Source organism: Lyngbya sp. CCAP 1446/10 (assembly GCF_026130175.1).
Lineage (GTDB): Bacteria > Cyanobacteriota > Cyanobacteriia > Cyanobacteriales > Microcoleaceae > Microcoleus.
On sequence record NZ_JAIGNI010000004.1, the window covers coordinates 1 to 15685 of the forward strand.

Consider the following 15685-nt stretch of genomic DNA (forward strand, 5'->3'; position numbering starts at 1 on the left):
TGGTATTTATGTAAGTCTTTTAAGATAATTAAATTTTTGTTTGAGTTTTTCACAAACGAACATAAATTTGATTTCCCAAAAATCCATCAGTACACCTATACATAGAAAATGATTTAGGATTGCTATATGCCTTCCAGTGATCGATCGAGCTTCACCTGTTGCATACATCTGTAGCAACCGTGCCCGAGAATTAGGACGTTCTTAATTGCACTTTTCATGAGCTATATATATTGCAACTTCCTTGTTGATTCTTGCTTATGCTATTATATTTTTCGCAACTTTCAATCAAAAGTCCGTTAGCGAAGCTTGCAGAAGAGAAGATCGCACTTACCACGAAACAGCAAAAATCCTCAAGATTGATGTGGTAGACTATGAAAAATAGTTTTAAGTCCGCACGATCGGATGGAAGCAAAACTATGTCAAATTTTAAGAAATTCCCTACATCTGTCCGCTATCTGATAGCACGGTTGCGCCACTGGACGCAACCCGCGGTTTGGGCTCCGCTAGCCGTGCTGTGTGCCGGCGGGTTATTTATCTGGGAGGTGTCCGTAAATCCAGAAAGGTTGAGCATAGATGGCGAAGCAGCAGCAGACTCAAACAACCCAGATTCGATCTCCGGGCTGTCTGCTGAAGATAGCGCCATTGCGGCTGAAATCGACAGCTTGCCGGTGCTAGTCAATCAGTTCAATGAGTCTAATTCTGAACTGAACTTATTCAATTCATCAGCAATCAAAAGCAAAGGTTTATTCGAGGAAATTCGCGATCGCAAATTAACAATTTCTCGGCAATTTTCAGCCCCCAAGCAGGCGGCAATCAGCAGATTTTTGTCCTTGCCAAATTTACAAAATTCTGCGGTTGGGACAGTCAACAATAACCCGCAAAATTCCAACTTGCCAAGTTCAAACGCGACATCAGATTTGAGTTTATCTGGCAGTGGGGCGACCATTTCCGGGATAAAAACGATCGCTCCTGAGTCTGCGGGTACGGAAGCAACTTTACCGGAGGCATCAGGTAGCGGTAATTCAGGTAAACAAAACGACAATCCTCTGGCTTTGAGTCCGCTGCAAGCAGCCATGAAAAAATACATCGCTGCCAACACTTCGGCAACGGCGGCTGTAAAAAGTGCAAATTCGGCTAAATTGCTCGATCGACCCCCGTCCCCCGATTCTCCAACAAATCCGACAAATTTCCTGCCAACCGCCGCTACGACTCAAGCTGGAGCAAATCCTGTGAATTTTCCCGCGACACTCTCGCCACTTGCGGCTCCGACAAATACAATTATTAGCGACTCTCAACAATTCTTAAACCCAGCAGCTACGGTTCCTGAATCATTGGCCGGGTTAAATTCTAGAGTATCAGTCATCTCCACAATTACTCCACAGACTCCAACTGTGGTTTTACCCAAAAATCCCTACCAAACTAATTTATCTGACTCCGGCTTCGCACCGTCCGTTCAACCTGTGGCGGTTCCCGTCGCCACACCTTCGCCAATACCGCTAATTCCCAATTTTGGGCAGTCCCCTGGCATCGGGGGAAGCAAGATAATTAGCCCTCAATTCTCTCCCAATTCAGCGAATGCTCAATTTCAACAGCCTCAACCGAGTCGCCTTAACTTACCTGGTCAGCCTAACTTTGGAGCTGTTCCCCAAAACACCAATCAGAACGCGCAGCCAATTCAACCGCAACCTTTTTCTACACCTCGCTCTTTGACTCCGGGACGGTATATTGGCGGCGGCGAAATTAATACTTTTGCTAATCCTTAAAGGAAGGAAGAAGGAAGAAGAAAGAAGGAAGAAGGAAGAAGGAAGAAGGAAGAAAGAAGAAGGAAGAAGGAAGAAAGAAGAAGGAAGAAGGAAGAAGGAAGAAGGAAGAATAAAAAAATGCTTTGAGATGTCAGTTTTAACTTAAGCAGTTATATGGTTTTCCGCTCGCATCGGAATCATATTTTTGCGATTTCAGCACTATGTTTTAACTCGCGAGCGGGGACGCTCGCACTGCGTGATTATTCCGATTTAACCGAAATTAATTACCAATTAGCAATTTGATTGGTAAAACTTACCTAGACGCGGCTCTTCCCAACAACAATCCTCCTATTCCTAAGCCAAATGCGATCGGCAGCCAAGCCGATATAATCGGAGTCAAAACAGCTTTCACGCCCATTGAACTGGTGATAAAACCAAATACATAGTAAGTAAAAATTACAACTACGCTAATACCAAAACTTGTCCCTTTCCCGGAGCGGCGCGGTTGAGTTCCCAAAGCGGCTCCCACTAAACCAAATACCAGACACACAAAAGGAAAAGCATATTTTTCTTGAATTCGCACCTTGAGTTTGCGAATTTGCGGTGCATCGCCGCTATTTTTAATGATTTCCAAACGCTCTAAAGCTTGAGCAATATTCATTTCCTTGAAATCTCGCACTCTCGCAGCTAAATCTAAGGGCGTGCGGGGGAGTTGTAATTGCTGGTGTTGAAATCTAACTATATTGCGGTAAGAGCCGTCTGGAGCTACTATATAAGCGGTTCCGTTGAAAAAATCCCAGGTGTTTTCTGAGGGATTCCAAGTAGCTGATTCTGAAGAAATGATTTGATTGAGGCCAGGGGTGGAGCGATCGATAATTGTTAAACCTTTCATTTGCTGGCCGTCAAACTGTTCTGCATAAAAAAAGCGGGACAGGATTTCTTCACCGCCTTTTTCTGGTTTGCGAAATTCTGTGTAGATAATATTTCTATCTTGAAATGTCGGTTTTTCTCGCTTCAGGGCTCTGTCTAAAGTTAAAGTAGCTCTGTAGCTAGCGGCGGGTACGACTAACTCTTGTAAAGCAAAGGTGAAGCCGGCAACGATTAAACTCATAATGACTGCCGGCATGATCAATCGGTAAATGCTAACTCCGCAACTGCGGAGGGCGATGAGTTCGCTGTCGCTGGAAAGTCGGCTGTAGCTCATTAAGGTTGCTAGCAGCATTGACATGGGGAAAGCTAATACTACAAAGTATGGAATTTGCAGTAGGAAAATTTCCATAGCGGCGCCGTAGGGAAGGCCTGATTCTGTTACTCTGCGGACTAATTCAAATAAGGCTCCAACGGTGACGGCGACTGATGTAAATAGTCCGACACCAAACAGAAATGGGCCGATGAGTTCTTTGGTAATGTACCAGTCCATTACTGAAATTCTCGGTAGCCAGTTGAGGGGATTGAAGGATTTGGACATTGCTATTTTCATAGTTGCGCGTTCTCGCTGATTGCTCCTTAATTTAAAATAGGAATTACGCACGGCTAGTCAGAAACCGGGTTTTTTACGAAAAGACGCTCCGCAGTCCGCAGATTGGGTGAAAAACCCGGTTTTTTTGGTTTGATGCGTCCTGGACTGTAAAAGTTAAATTCTCAATTCTAAAATTCTGCTTTCTGCTATCAAAGACTATCGCACGAAGTTGTCACCCAAGTAATATTGCCGCACTAAAGGGTTGCTGTAGAGTTCTTCTTCAGCGCCGGATGCTAAAATTTGACCGTCTCGCATGATGTAGGCTCGATCGGTAATTTCGAGGGTTTCTCGGACGTTGTGATCGGTGATCAGGATGCCGATTTGACGATCGCGCAGTTTGGAAATTATCGTCTGAATTTCATCAACTGCGATCGGATCGACGCCTGCGAACGGTTCGTCTAAAAATAGGAACATCGGCCCGTCTCGCCCAGCAGCCAAGGCTCTCGCCAGTTCAGTCCGCCGCCTTTCTCCTCCAGAGATTTGAATTCCCAAACTGGATGCTATTTTTTGTAAGCGAAATTCTTCCAACAAAAAATCGACTCGCTCTTTCCATTCCCAACGCGGAACTTGAGTTTGTTCCAGGACTAACAAAATATTGTCGCGCACGGTCATGTTGCGAAAAATGCTGGCTTCTTGAGCGAGATAGCCTATTCCCAAATGTGCTCGTTTGTGCATCGGCAATTTAGTGATGTCTAAATCGTTGAGCCAAACTGTCCCTTGATTGGGTTTTTCTAATCCGGTTGCGATGTAAAATGTTGTGGTTTTGCCGGCACCGTTGGGGCCGAGCAGTCCGACGATTTCTCCTTGGGCTACTGAAAGGTTGACGCGACTGACTACATGGCGTTTTCCGTAGGATTTGTGAATATTTTCGAGTACAATTTTCATGATCGCCGAGGCAACTTTTAAGTAGAAGGAAGAAGGAAGAAGGAAGAAGGAAGAGGGTAGAAGGAAGAAGGAAGAGGGTAGAAGGTAGAAGGTAGAAGGTAGAAGGTGCTTCGACTTCGCTCAGCATAAAAAGAAGAAATACACAGCAAGCCTTTGAGCGATCGGTATTTTACGTTTAATTAGGTGGATCACTTGCCAGTTAAATTCCAGAATTCAGGCTTGTGCGATCGCGTCTCAAGTCGATCTTCTAAATACTAAAACTTTTTAATCTTAAGACAACGAAATTTCGCATCTATCCCAAGTAGTATGTTTTTGCGGATGCGAAATTTTGCTGCGATTGGAGGCTGTTATTTGGGGGCTGTTCGGGGTGCGGGCGGTTTAGCACCGGGATTTGGATTAACCGGGGCTGGTTTCCCGATCGTATTTTGGACTGCTGAATCTTGTTCCGGGGCAACCAGATAGACAGATTCTACCTGTCCTGGGTTGTCTGGCAGGGCAATAAACCGCCCTTCGTCGATAAGGTATGTTATGGTTTCGCCGCGCAGGCTGTTGCCCTGCTGCAATACATAAACGTCTCCGCTGAGAATGATCCGGCGCTCGCGGCTGAAGTATTGAGCTTGAGCTGCGGTTGCTTGTATTTGGCGGGCTGGATAGTTGATTTGGACGTTGCCGCGGGCTGTCACGATGCCGGTTTTGGAGTCGGCTTCTTGAATGTCCGATCGCACGGAAAGAGTGCGGGGCGGGGCAGCCTGTGGGTAAGTGGGAGAGGCTAGAGTGCTTGCCAGAGTCAGCGGCAACAGCAGCGATAATCCTTTGAATATGCGGGAATTGAGTAGTTTAGCGGAGGGCATCATAGCTTACAAGCCTCAAAATTTGTGAAATTGCTGAAGGGCATTATCTCACTCCCAGATTTTTCCGTATGCAGATTAGATCCACCACACCCGATCAGTTAGGTATTTTATCTTAACGGCCGTGAAAAATTCCCGTAAGGTCGATCGACCTGCCAGAGAGCGTCAACCAATTATCCTAGCAAGACAATAGACATTTTCACGACCTGTTTGGCTGATTTACAGTTTTTAGTAAGGACTGAAGTTCTCTGTCTGCGGTTTGTGGTGAAGAGTTCAGCCCTCTCTGGCGTAGTTTTAAGTCAATAAACTTGTTGGATAATTTTGGGATTGATAGAGCAACCGCTCCTTCAAGGCAGATGTACACAGATTAACGCAGATAATTTGAAGAAGTATCAACCGTCGTCTGATCTTTCAAAATGTATGGCAATTGCAAGCCTGCAACTTCTGTACCTACGAATAACGGTAAAAAATTAGCGACTACTTCCGGGCCAGCTTGTTGCAAAGTGTTCAAAAGTTTAGCGCTTTGTCCGACCAAATCTTTAACGGCAATTCCGGCATAACTCGGCTGATAATAACTGAGCCGATTTATACCTTCTCCCAGCAATATTACCGCACCGCGCCAGTTTTGATTGCTTAAGTGATAAAGCGCGACGGCAATTTGCAAGATTCCCTGATAAAATCTTTGATTCGGCTCGCCGGATTCCATCCACAAAGCCTCTAATGTATCGTGACAAGCGTAAAAATCTTGGCTGTTAAATTGTTCGATACCTTGCCAAAACTCGATCGGCATTTCCTCTGTCATGCGATTGGGGATTGGGGATTGGGGATTCGGAATTCGTGTTTGAGTAGGCGGCGATCGGTTTTTATTAATAGCTAAGTCTTAAAAATAGGAATAATCACGACCAGTTTTCAAAACTACGGCAAATTCACGACCGCCTACTTAAACGATTACATAGTCTCTCTGACAGCTTGAAGCTGATCCATGCCAATTTCCTGATTAGTTCCAGCGAAATCGTTATCTGGCGTCAGAAATAACATACAGTGACATTCTTTCCGCTCGCGCATGGGAATGCAAGGACAGTTCCAGTAGGCGGCTTTGACTTCGGCTTCTTTATCTTCGTAATGGCGACAAGGGCATAGGGGAGCGCCTAGTTCGTCCTTATGTTTTGCTAGTCCTTCTATGACGACAGCAGTGACTGAAGGCTCGGAACAAAAGTAAGTGCCCGTGCGCTTGGCGTAGGTTTCGGAGAAATTCTTCATTGCCTCCAAGGTTTTTTCGTTGGAGAGTTTAGATTTTTCTGTTGTGTTCATAGTTCAGGATCGGAGTTGAGGATGCTACGAGCTTTTGACAATTGTAGCGCAGAATGTGATTTTAAACACTTGATATTTCTGTTTACTTACAAGGAGCAAAATCTTGACAAAAATTGAGTTTTAGGTTGTCGGTTTTTTAGCGATTTTTCACGCATCCGTCTCGGTTCGGGAAACTGGCGGCTGTCCTGGTTTTTGCAGCGGTCTCATAGATTGGGGCGATCGCGCGCCCTCATCAACCATCCCCCAAAGCGGATCCAATTGAGATCATATAGCACAGCCCTGTCCTTGTGACCAGCATCTGATGGCAATTTCCCCGGATCCCACCGGCCACCAAAATCTCCTCCCTCCCGGCTGATTTTGCTCGCTGACTGTACTTTGGTCAGATTAATGTTAAAATTGACCTCCCGCGCTGCTAGCTACCTCTAGGCGCAGTAAACTATTGGTTTGCAAGCTAAAAACTTAATTGAAGTTTGCAATAAGAGCTTTGAAAGCGGAGGATTGATTTGAAATTGATTTGTGAATGAGATTTATGTTACGAAGCGCTTAGGCGCAAAGGGCGCGAAAGAAGAGAAGATGATTTATTTGTTTGCCTTTTGGACAAATAGATAAATGTCATCCCGCTGATATTTGAGTTGAAATTGGGGATTATTGGCGAGTTGAGTTACTAGGTTTTGTACAAAAGCTCGATCGCTCATCCAGCCAGGATACCTCAGATTAAGCAAGACATACTCAAACTCTGCGAGATTTGGAGGAGGCGTCTGAGCCTGAGTTAAGCGTACTACAGGGCGGTGCGTTAACTGCGGAGCCATGTGAGAAGTTGTTAACACACTGCCTTTTGTGTTAACGAGAGCAATTGCTTCTCTGCTAGCCGGCAAGGTATCCAGAGAATCTACATAAATAGTCCAAAAATAGCCGTATTTTGCCAAAGCTAAGAAACCAATCAACGACCAAATTACAATCACTCTCGGCAATGGATACTTAGGAATTGGCAATCTATCAAATATTATCTTTCCCTGGTGCTGATTCCTCGCTGCTAAACTGGAAATTACGGCAACCAACAAAAACGGCAATATCGGAATAGAATATTGATGAATCAAATCTCGTTGAGCCGGGATATCAGAAAGAATATTCATCGTCAACATCGGAACCGCACTAATTAAAGCTGTCAGATGCCGTGGCGAAAGCCACCAAATTACAGGCAATATCAATAATGCTAAATATTCAAAAGTATCACCAGAAAAAATCCGCCCTAAAATCAGATTTGGTTTCAAGATTAAATTAACAGCTATTTCTAAAACCGAGTTTCCTAAATATTGATATCGCCCGATTCCCGCGTGTTCTCTTCCCTGATTGAAATACGGTATAACTCCCTGAGTAACTACCAGGAACCAACCCACGCCGAGAAATAGAGCTATGAGTCCGCAATTGCGTTTTTTATCAAAACACAAAAGCCACAATCCCATCGCAGCCACAGTTAAAGACAGCACGGCTTTGCAGCTCAAAACTAAGACGATGGCAGCACAAAACCACAGAGTTTTATTCAGCCGCGCGGCTAGGATTGCTGCTAGCAGTGCGGGTAAGGCAATTACTTCTGGGTGGAAGTCGAAGAGGTTGACATTGAAGACTAAGGGATAGAAAAGGTAGATACAGGCGATCGCCCAAGCTATACTATTCTTTAATCCAGCTTGACTGGCCAAACTCCAAACTGGCAAAGCACCGGATGATAGAGCTACGGCTTGCACTAACAACAGCCAATGAACATCGGGATAGATTTTGTAAAGCAAAGCCACGGGATACATCACCCCAGCCGCGTGATTTCCCAGGTGGTGAATTTCGAGAAATGAGGAAAACGGCGTTTGTCCTTGACTGATTAGATACGCTACTTGGTCGTAAATTCCCAGTTCAAAAGCGTTGGATTCAAACAGGGCGTGGCGTACACTGCTACATAGGAAAAATATTAGGGCGAAAAGGGTGATTTGCCAAATTACTGGATGATACTTTAGCTTAAAATTGTTCATAGGGGCGGGTTTATTGGATTGATGCACTTGATCAAAGACAATGGTGAACCGGCCCCTACAGGAATTACGGTTAATTCACCAGACTCAATATCAATTATTATTATCATACTAATTGCGCTTTCTTTGAAACAAAAACACATCATCTTGCTGATAGCTTATCTTAAATTCAGGAGAATTTTTAAGTTTAGCGACGACACTAACAGCAGTATCCGCAGTATCATGCCAAGGATGGCGCATATTTAATAGTACATACTCAAATTCATTCAAACTCTGTCCGTTGGCAACTTGGTGCAGCAATTTAATTGTTTGTCGGTGAGCGAGATGAGTTGCGAGGGAATTATCTGTTAGAACATTGCCTTGAGTTTGCACTAAATTAATTGCCTGCCGCGTCGCTTGCCAAGTATCGAGAGACTCTAAATAAATCGTTCCAAAATAGCCGTATTTAGCTAAAATCAAGAAACTAAAAAGCGACCATAAAATCAACAATTTCGACAAATTAGTAAACAGCAATTTTCCCCACATCCAATTGCGGCGAATCCAAAGTCGGCGCATCCAGATATGTTTGACAGATTTAATAGAAAGGCGTTGCGATACTGGCTTCCAAATTCGCGGCATCAAGTGGCGGTGATTCCAGAGATGATTCCGGGCATTTTTCCAAAAATTCTTGCCTCTTTTCTGTCTGTCTGCTACCGTGGAAATTACAGCAGTTAATAAAAACGGAAATATCGGCACAGAATATTGATGAATCACATCTCGCTGAGCGTCAATATCAGAAAGAATATTCATGAATAGCATTGGCAAAGCACTAATTAATGGCGACATTTGACGCGGGGAAATCCACCATATTACAGGCAAAAATAACAAAGTTAAATATCCTAAAGTAGCAGTCGAAAAAAATCGGCTTGCTACTAGATGAGGTTTGAAAATTAAATTTATTGCAATTTCCAAAACGGAGTTTCCTAAATAGTGATATCGCCCGACACCTGCGTGTTGTTTGCCTTGATTAAAATATGGTACGATTGCTTGAGTGGCTATCAAAAACCAAGCTGCACCGAGAAATATAGCGATGAGTCCACACTTGCGGTTTTTTTCAAAGAAAAATAGCCAAACACCCATCATCAAAACTGTCAAAGATAGCACGGCTTTGCAGCTTAAAATTAAGAGGATGGCTGCACAAAACCACAATGTTTGATTGAGTCTGGCGGCTAGGATTGCTGCTAAAATTGCGGGTAAGGCAATTACTTCGGGGTGGAAGTCGAACAGATTGACGTTAAATACTACGGGATAAAGCAGATATACGGCGGCAAATGCGATCGCCCTTGGTTCATTTAATCCCGCTTGACGTGCTAAACTCCAGCTAGGCCAAGCACCTAAAGCTAGGGCAAAAGCTTGCACGAATAACAGCCAGTGCACATCGGGATATATTTTGTAAAGTAAAGCTAGCGGATAGAAAATAAACGCCGTATGATCACCTAAAATATTAATTCCCATTAATGAGGAAAATGGGGTTTGATTTTGAGAGATTAAGTAAATTGCTTGGTCAAAAATGGCTAAGTCGTATGCAGTGGAATGAAACAAGGCGTGGCGCACGCTACTGGCGGTAAATAAGATTATCGTTGTTACGACAATCATTAAAAATACTGGATGGGATTTTGGAGATTGTAAAGTTAGCATTTTATTTGTTTAATCGGCGATGCGTTTAAATAGTAGAACTTCGTTTTTTTGATAAGTTAATTGAAAAGTGGGATTGTTTTTAAGTTGAGTTGCTAAGGTGTTACCAGTTTTTTCTGTATCGGGCCAGGGATGGCGAAGATTTAATAATATGTATTTAAATTCAGCTAAATTTGTTTGGGGTGAAATTTGTGAAAATAATTTGACTATGGGGCGGTGGGCAAAGTGAGGGGCAAGTCTATTATCTGTTAAAATACTGCTTTGGGGTTGAACTTCTGCGATTGCTTCCCGTGTGGCTTGCCAGGTATCTAGTCTATTTGCGTACAGAATAAAGTCTTTGGATTCTCCCAGTAATAGGAAAATTATTAATGACCAAATTATCATTGCTTTGGGTAATTGCATTCCCAGCCACAGTTGCGGGATTTGGATGTTTTTAAATTGTATATTTGCGGTTTTAGGTGAGTGAATCTTTTCTGTATTTAGCGATGTAGCTTGATCTGCGTTTTTTATTACTGCTGCTTTGGCGATGATTGCTAAGATTAAAAAAGGAATGATTGGCACTGAATATTGATAGGCTAAGCTGCGTTGAAATGGCAAGTCGGAGAGGATGTTGATAATTAAGGTAGGGATTGCAGGAATTAGGGCTGTTAAATATTTAAGGTTGATTTTTGGGGAGAATGGCAGTAACAGCCAAAATACGGGTAAGGTGAGGATGAATAAGTATTTGAATGCGTCGAATGAAAGGATTTTTCCTAATACTAGCTGGGGTTTTAATATGAGGTTGATGATGATTTCTAGTACGGATTTGCCTAAATAGCTGTAGCGCCCGACTCCTGCGACTTCGCTACCGCTAAAGTAGGGGATAATTTTCTGGGATGCTATCAAAAACCATGCTACACCGAGCAAAAGTGCGATCGCCCCAAACCGTTGCTTTTTTTTGCAGAAAAACAGCCAGAAACCAATGGCAGCAACGGTTATGGACAAAACAGCCTTGCAACTCAACACTAACAGAATGGCGGTACAAAACCACAGGATTTTATTGAGGCGCGCTGCCAAAATTGCTGCTAACAGTGCGGGTAAAGCGATCACTTCCGGGTGAAAATCAAATAAGTTGATGTTGAATACTACCGGATAGAGCAAATAAATTATGGCGATCGCACGGGATTGTACTTGATTTAAGCCGGCCAAACGCGCTAAACTCCAGCTAGGCAAAGCCCCTAGCGATAAAGCAACTGCTTGTACTAACAGCAGCCAATGCACATCAGGGTAAATTTTGTACAGCAAAGCCAGCGGATAATAAATTACCGCTGCGTGATCTCCCAAAATGTGCATCTCCATCAAAGAAGAAAAAGGTGTTTGGTTTTGGGAGATTAAGTAAATTGCTTGGTCAAAAATCCCCAAATCGAAGGCTGTTGATTGGAATAAGGCGTGCCGTAAACTGCTAGACAAAAATAAAATTATTGCAGCAATCGCGATCGCCCAAACCAAACTCGACGGTAAGTGCGATCGACCTTCTTCTATATTATCCGTGATTCCAACGCCGATCTCCTCACGGTCATCAGCAAAATTTTTCCCATTCTCCATGAAATCTGGCACTAGCTGACGACTCAAAATATGATTCCTTCAAATGTGCTTGCCACGCAATAGCTAACCGCTAATTTGAGTTCCACTAATCGTAATATTAGAATAATCCACAAAACCTTAAAAAATTGTGAAAGCAATAACTCTTCTCGGCTCCACAGGCTCCATCGGTACTCAAACTCTGGATATTGTAGCTCAATACCCGGAACAATTTCGGATTGTCGGGTTAACTGCCGGACGAAATATCACGTTACTCGCACAGCAAATTCGCCAGTTTAGACCCGAAATTGTCGCGATTTGCGACGAAGATAAACTACAAGAATTACAAGAGGCGATCGCAGATATCGACCCTCAACCTATTTTACTTGTTGGCGAGTCAGGCGTTGTCGAAGTTGCCAAATACGGCGACGCTGAAGCCGTCGTCACGGGCATAGTTGGCTGTGCCGGTTTGCTGCCAACAATTGCCGCTATCAAAGCAGGCAAAGATATTGCCTTAGCCAATAAAGAAACATTAATCGCCGGCGGCCCCGTTGTCAACCCCTTAGTCGCAAAATACGGGGTTAAAGTATTGCCGGCAGACTCGGAACATTCGGCAATTTTTCAATGCCTCCAAGGTATACCAGATGGAGGTTTACGCCGAATCATTCTCACAGCTTCGGGTGGTTCTTTTCGAGATTTGCCGATCGACAAATTAGCAGGAGTAACAGTCGCCGATGCCTTAAAACATCCGAATTGGTCGATGGGGCAGAAAATCACCATTGATTCTGCTACTTTGATGAATAAAGGATTAGAAGTAATTGAAGCTCATTACTTGTTCGGCCTGGATTATGACGACATTGATATTGTCATCCATCCCCAGAGCATAATTCACTCATTAATTGAGCTGCAAGATACGTCTGTTTTGGCGCAATTGGGCTGGCCGGATATGCGATTGCCGCTGCTTTATGCTTTGTCTTGGCCGGAGCGAATTCATACAGATTGGCCGCGACTAGATTTGGTAAAATCCGGGGATTTGACTTTCCGAGAACCAGACCACGAAAAGTATCCTTGTATGCAGTTGGCTTATGCGGCGGGACGTGCAGGCGGCTCGATGCCTGCGGTGCTGAATGCGGCAAATGAACAGGCTGTAGCGCTATTTTTGGATGAAAGAATTCAATTTTTGGATATTCCGAAGTTGATTGAGAATGTGTGCGACAAACATCAAGCTGATAACTGTGAAAGTCCTGGTTTAGAGGATATTTTGGCTGCGGATCAGTGGGCGCGGCTGGAAGTTTTGGCTGGAAGTGTCGAATTGGGCGATCGTATTCTTTCGATTCGCTAATTCTAAGATGCAGACGTACGGTTAAAACCGCGTTTATATAAACAAAACCCACTCCAAGCGGGTTGAAGATAAGATGGTGAAAATTACGTGATTTTTTTCATTTATTTCTTCATTCCGCGGAGGCGGAATTCGTTTTTGTCGGCGCGGTTTCAACCGCCGTATTCTATTTTTATTGAATCCCTTGATAAAATAGAGCTATGACTCCCATTCTTGGAAGCAACCGATGCAAACAGAAACCAAACCAACAGTATTTGAGCTAAATCAACTAATTATCCCACCAGGAAATAAAATAAAGTTACAAAACGTTAGCTGGGAAATGTACGAAGCTATCCTAGACGAGTTAGGGGAAGGTTACGCACTTCGACTTACTTATTATAAAGAATCACTGGAAATCAGGAGGCTACTACTAGAAGATGAAAAAGCTAAATCATTGATTGGATACCTTGTCAACGTGCTTTTGGAAGAACTTAATATTGATTGTGATGTTTTAGGTTCTACTACGTTCAAAAGCAAAGAGATGCAGAGTGGCGTAGAACCTGACGATTGTTTCTACATTCAGCATGAAGCTGCTATTAGAGGTAAGGATAGGATAGATTTAACAGTAGATCCGCCTCCCGATTTGGCGATCGAGATTGACAACTCCTCACCAACCAGTTTGAGCAGCTATCAAGCTTTGAAAGTGCCGGAACTTTGGAGATATGACGGGCGAATCCTGAAAATCTATCTGCTTCAAGACGGAAAATATCTTGAGTCTGATACCAGCCCAAATTTCCCCGACTTTCCCATTATTGATGTAATTCCTCAATATGTCGATCGCAGCAACACCCAAGGCAGAAGCCCAACAATCAGAGCATTTCGAGCTTGGGTAAAAGAGCAACTACAAATCAAAGACTCGTAGCAGCGGGTTTCACTAACTCCCCACTTTCGCTGCCAAATCAGCCACACTCATTTTTTCGTACATTTCAAAAGGTTGGTGAATCCAAGGATTATCCGCCAAATAATCTACATAATAATCCGGCTTCGCCACAGAACAAGCCTTGTACCAAAGCACAGCCGTCCGAATTTCCTGAATATCCTCGCCGTAACGACTCTTCAGCCAAGCGATACCTTGATCCAAACTAATTCCCGAATCCACCAAATCGTCAACTAGCAGGATGCGGCTGCCCAAATTATCGCCCACCATTGTCAAATTAGGCGCAAACTCGATCGCCCGCCGAACTTTTCCCTCCGCCCCACTGTATGACGAGGCCGCTAAAATCGCCAGAGGTTTGTCGAAAATCCGCGACAGAGTATCGCCGACGCGCAGCCCTCCCCTCGCCAAACAGACAATGCGATCGAATTTCCATTGAGATTCATCAATTTTTACAGCCAAATCCTCAATTTTGCGATGGTACTCTGACCAAGAAACGTAAAGGTCGCTCATCAAAAAAATGGGTAGAAACCCCGTCCTAAAAGGACGGCTTTACAAAAAGACTTGCCTCAAACCAACAATATCACAGAAAATGTGTTAACGTGTGAGAATGGAAAAAGCCTACCGCTACCGATTCTATCCCACTACGCAGCAAGAAAATCTCTTGCGACGGACAATGGGGTGTACACGGTTAGTGTACAACAAGGCTTTGGCTGCTCGCACAATCGCGTGGTACGAGCATCAAGAGAAAGTTGGCTACAGCCAAACCTCCTCTATGCTGACGAATTGGAAGAAAGAGGAAGAGCTTGATTTTTTGAATGAAGTTAGCTGCGTACCTTTGCAACAAGGACTCAGACACCTTCAAGCAGCGTTTAGCAACTTCTTTGCGGGTCGCGCTAGATATCCTAACTTCAAGAAGAAGCATAACGGTGGCAGTGCTGAATTCAGCAAGTCAGCTTTCCGATGGAAAGATGGACAGGTATTTTTAGCTAAATGCACTACTCCATTGCCAATTCGTTGGAGCAAACAAATTCCCGAAGGGTGCATTCCGTCTACCATTACGGTTAAGTTGACACCTGCTGGACGCTGGTTTGTCTCCATACTTGTAGACGACTATACAATCAAGCCACTTCCGAAGATAGATAAATCTATTGGATTGGATGTAGGAATAACCAGCCTAATTGCTACTAGCGATGGCGATAAAATCGCCAATCCTAAGCACTTTAAAAAACTTCGCAAGAAGTTGAAAAGGAAACAGAAAGCGTTAGCCCGTAAGCAAAAGGGTAGTAACAACAGGCAAAAAGCGCGGGTACAAGTAGCAAACATCTATGCACAGATCACCGATGCGCGTCAAGATTTTCTACATAAATTAACAACTCAACTAATTCGTGAAAACCAAACGATTGTAGTTGAGGATTTAGCTATCAAGAATATGGTGAAAAACCATAAATTAGCTATGGCGATCAGTGATGCTAGTTGGAGCGAACTAATTCGCCAGTTGGCGTACAAATGCGAGTGGTACGGTCGAGAGCTAATAAAGATAGACCGCTGGTTTCCCAGTTCTAAGCGTTGTGGAAACTGCGGGTATATTGTAGATAAATTACCGCTGAATATTCGGGAATGGGAATGTCCTAAATGTGGGACAAACCATGACCGAGATATCAACGCTGCAAAAAACATTTTGGCGGCTGGGCTAGCCGTGTCAGTCTGTGGAGCAACTGTAAGACCCCAAGAGAGTAAATCTCGGAAGGCTGGTGCTACGAAGCAGAAACCTAATCAGTGATGATTGGGAATCCCCGTACCTTGTTTGACGGGGTGGATGTCAAGCCTAATATTATTGAAATATCAATGATATTATTCAATATTTTGGGGAAAATGA

14 protein-coding genes are annotated in these 15685 nt (G+C 43.8%); 5 read left to right on the forward strand and 9 right to left on the reverse strand.

The features are described from left to right. The first annotated feature begins 416 nt into the window (after positions 1-416). Both K4039_RS02720 and K4039_RS02725 read left to right on the forward strand, forming a co-directional pair. Entirely contained in the window at positions 417-1763 is a 1347-nt protein-coding gene (locus tag K4039_RS02720; protein ID WP_265233589.1) for a hypothetical protein, read from the forward strand. Further along, entirely contained in the window at positions 1750-1908 is a 159-nt protein-coding gene (locus tag K4039_RS02725) for a hypothetical protein (protein ID WP_265233590.1), read from the forward strand. The genes K4039_RS02720 and K4039_RS02725 overlap by 14 nt, the downstream gene beginning before the upstream one ends. 147 nt (positions 1909-2055) lie before the next feature. On the opposite strand, the gene K4039_RS02730 is transcribed toward K4039_RS02725, so the two are convergent. From K4039_RS02730 to K4039_RS02765, 8 genes are all read right to left on the reverse strand, one after another. Continuing rightward, on the reverse strand, positions 2056-3222 hold the full coding sequence (locus K4039_RS02730; RefSeq protein WP_265233591.1) for an LptF/LptG family permease: 1167 nt from the start codon (positions 3220-3222) through the stop codon (positions 2056-2058). Between the two features lie 195 nt (positions 3223-3417). Continuing rightward, the gene (lptB, locus tag K4039_RS02735; RefSeq protein WP_265233592.1) at positions 3418-4146 is read right to left on the reverse strand and encodes an LPS export ABC transporter ATP-binding protein; all 729 of its coding nucleotides are present in this window, start codon (positions 4144-4146) and stop codon (positions 3418-3420) included. 347 nt (positions 4147-4493) lie between these two features. Then, on the reverse strand, positions 4494-5000 hold the full coding sequence (locus K4039_RS02740) for an LptA/OstA family protein (RefSeq protein WP_265233593.1): 507 nt from the start codon (positions 4998-5000) through the stop codon (positions 4494-4496). Positions 5001-5361: 361 nt separating this feature from the next. Beyond that, positions 5362-5796, reverse strand: a complete 435-nt coding sequence (locus K4039_RS02745; protein WP_265233594.1) for a DUF309 domain-containing protein — start codon at positions 5794-5796, stop codon at positions 5362-5364. Between the two features lie 146 nt (positions 5797-5942). Next, on the reverse strand, positions 5943-6305 hold the full coding sequence (locus tag K4039_RS02750) for a ferredoxin thioredoxin reductase catalytic beta subunit (protein ID WP_265233595.1): 363 nt from the start codon (positions 6303-6305) through the stop codon (positions 5943-5945). 578 nt (positions 6306-6883) lie between these two features. Further along, positions 6884-8323, reverse strand: a complete 1440-nt coding sequence (locus K4039_RS02755) for a DUF2079 domain-containing protein (protein WP_265233596.1) — start codon at positions 8321-8323, stop codon at positions 6884-6886. A gap of 108 nt (positions 8324-8431) precedes the next feature. Then, on the reverse strand, positions 8432-9997 hold the full coding sequence (locus tag K4039_RS02760; protein WP_265233597.1) for a DUF2079 domain-containing protein: 1566 nt from the start codon (positions 9995-9997) through the stop codon (positions 8432-8434). A 9-nt stretch (positions 9998-10006) separates the two neighbouring features. Beyond that, the gene (locus K4039_RS02765) at positions 10007-11578 is read right to left on the reverse strand and encodes a DUF2079 domain-containing protein (protein WP_265233744.1); all 1572 of its coding nucleotides are present in this window, start codon (positions 11576-11578) and stop codon (positions 10007-10009) included. 127 nt (positions 11579-11705) lie between these two features. Here K4039_RS02765 and dxr point away from each other — a divergent pair, with 127 nt between their 5' ends. Together dxr and K4039_RS02775 are read left to right on the forward strand one after the other, a co-directional pair. Continuing rightward, positions 11706-12896 carry a 1-deoxy-D-xylulose-5-phosphate reductoisomerase gene (dxr, locus tag K4039_RS02770; RefSeq protein WP_265233598.1) on the forward strand — a complete coding sequence of 397 codons (1191 nt, stop codon included), beginning with the start codon at positions 11706-11708 and terminating at the stop codon, positions 12894-12896. A 223-nt stretch (positions 12897-13119) separates the two neighbouring features. Further along, positions 13120-13794, forward strand: a complete 675-nt coding sequence (locus tag K4039_RS02775; RefSeq protein ID WP_265233599.1) for a Uma2 family endonuclease — start codon at positions 13120-13122, stop codon at positions 13792-13794. Between the two features lie 12 nt (positions 13795-13806). Here the strand turns inward: K4039_RS02775 and K4039_RS02780 are convergent, their stop codons facing one another. Then, complete coding sequence (locus tag K4039_RS02780; RefSeq protein WP_265233600.1) at positions 13807-14319, reverse strand: phosphoribosyltransferase; 513 nt, start codon at positions 14317-14319, stop codon at positions 13807-13809. A gap of 97 nt (positions 14320-14416) precedes the next feature. On the opposite strand from K4039_RS02780, the gene K4039_RS02785 reads away from it, so the two are divergent. After that, positions 14417-15589, forward strand: a complete 1173-nt coding sequence (locus K4039_RS02785) for a transposase (protein WP_265233601.1) — start codon at positions 14417-14419, stop codon at positions 15587-15589. Positions 15590-15685 lie beyond the last annotated feature (96 nt).

Excerpts from the sequence above, each read along its gene's own strand:
- K4039_RS02720 (WP_265233589.1), top strand. The coding sequence starts at position 417 with ATGTCAAATTTTAAGAAATTCCCTACATCTGTCCGCTATCTGATAGCA.
- K4039_RS02785 (WP_265233601.1), top strand. The coding sequence starts at position 14,417 with ATGGAAAAAGCCTACCGCTACCGATTCTATCCCACTACGCAGCAAGAA.
- lptB (WP_265233592.1), bottom strand. The coding sequence starts at position 4,146 with ATGAAAATTGTACTCGAAAATATTCACAAATCCTACGGAAAACGCCAT.
- K4039_RS02765 (WP_265233744.1), bottom strand. The coding sequence starts at position 11,578 with ATGGAGAATGGGAAAAATTTTGCTGATGACCGTGAGGAGATCGGCGTT.
- K4039_RS02740 (WP_265233593.1), bottom strand. The coding sequence starts at position 5,000 with ATGATGCCCTCCGCTAAACTACTCAATTCCCGCATATTCAAAGGATTA.
- K4039_RS02730 (WP_265233591.1), bottom strand. The coding sequence starts at position 3,222 with ATGAAAATAGCAATGTCCAAATCCTTCAATCCCCTCAACTGGCTACCG.
- K4039_RS02755 (WP_265233596.1), bottom strand. The coding sequence starts at position 8,323 with ATGAACAATTTTAAGCTAAAGTATCATCCAGTAATTTGGCAAATCACC.
- K4039_RS02750 (WP_265233595.1), bottom strand. The coding sequence starts at position 6,305 with ATGAACACAACAGAAAAATCTAAACTCTCCAACGAAAAAACCTTGGAG.
- K4039_RS02760 (WP_265233597.1), bottom strand. The coding sequence starts at position 9,997 with ATGCTAACTTTACAATCTCCAAAATCCCATCCAGTATTTTTAATGATT.
- K4039_RS02775 (WP_265233599.1), top strand. The coding sequence starts at position 13,120 with ATGCAAACAGAAACCAAACCAACAGTATTTGAGCTAAATCAACTAATT.
- K4039_RS02780 (WP_265233600.1), bottom strand. The coding sequence starts at position 14,319 with ATGAGCGACCTTTACGTTTCTTGGTCAGAGTACCATCGCAAAATTGAG.
- K4039_RS02745 (WP_265233594.1), bottom strand. The coding sequence starts at position 5,796 with ATGACAGAGGAAATGCCGATCGAGTTTTGGCAAGGTATCGAACAATTT.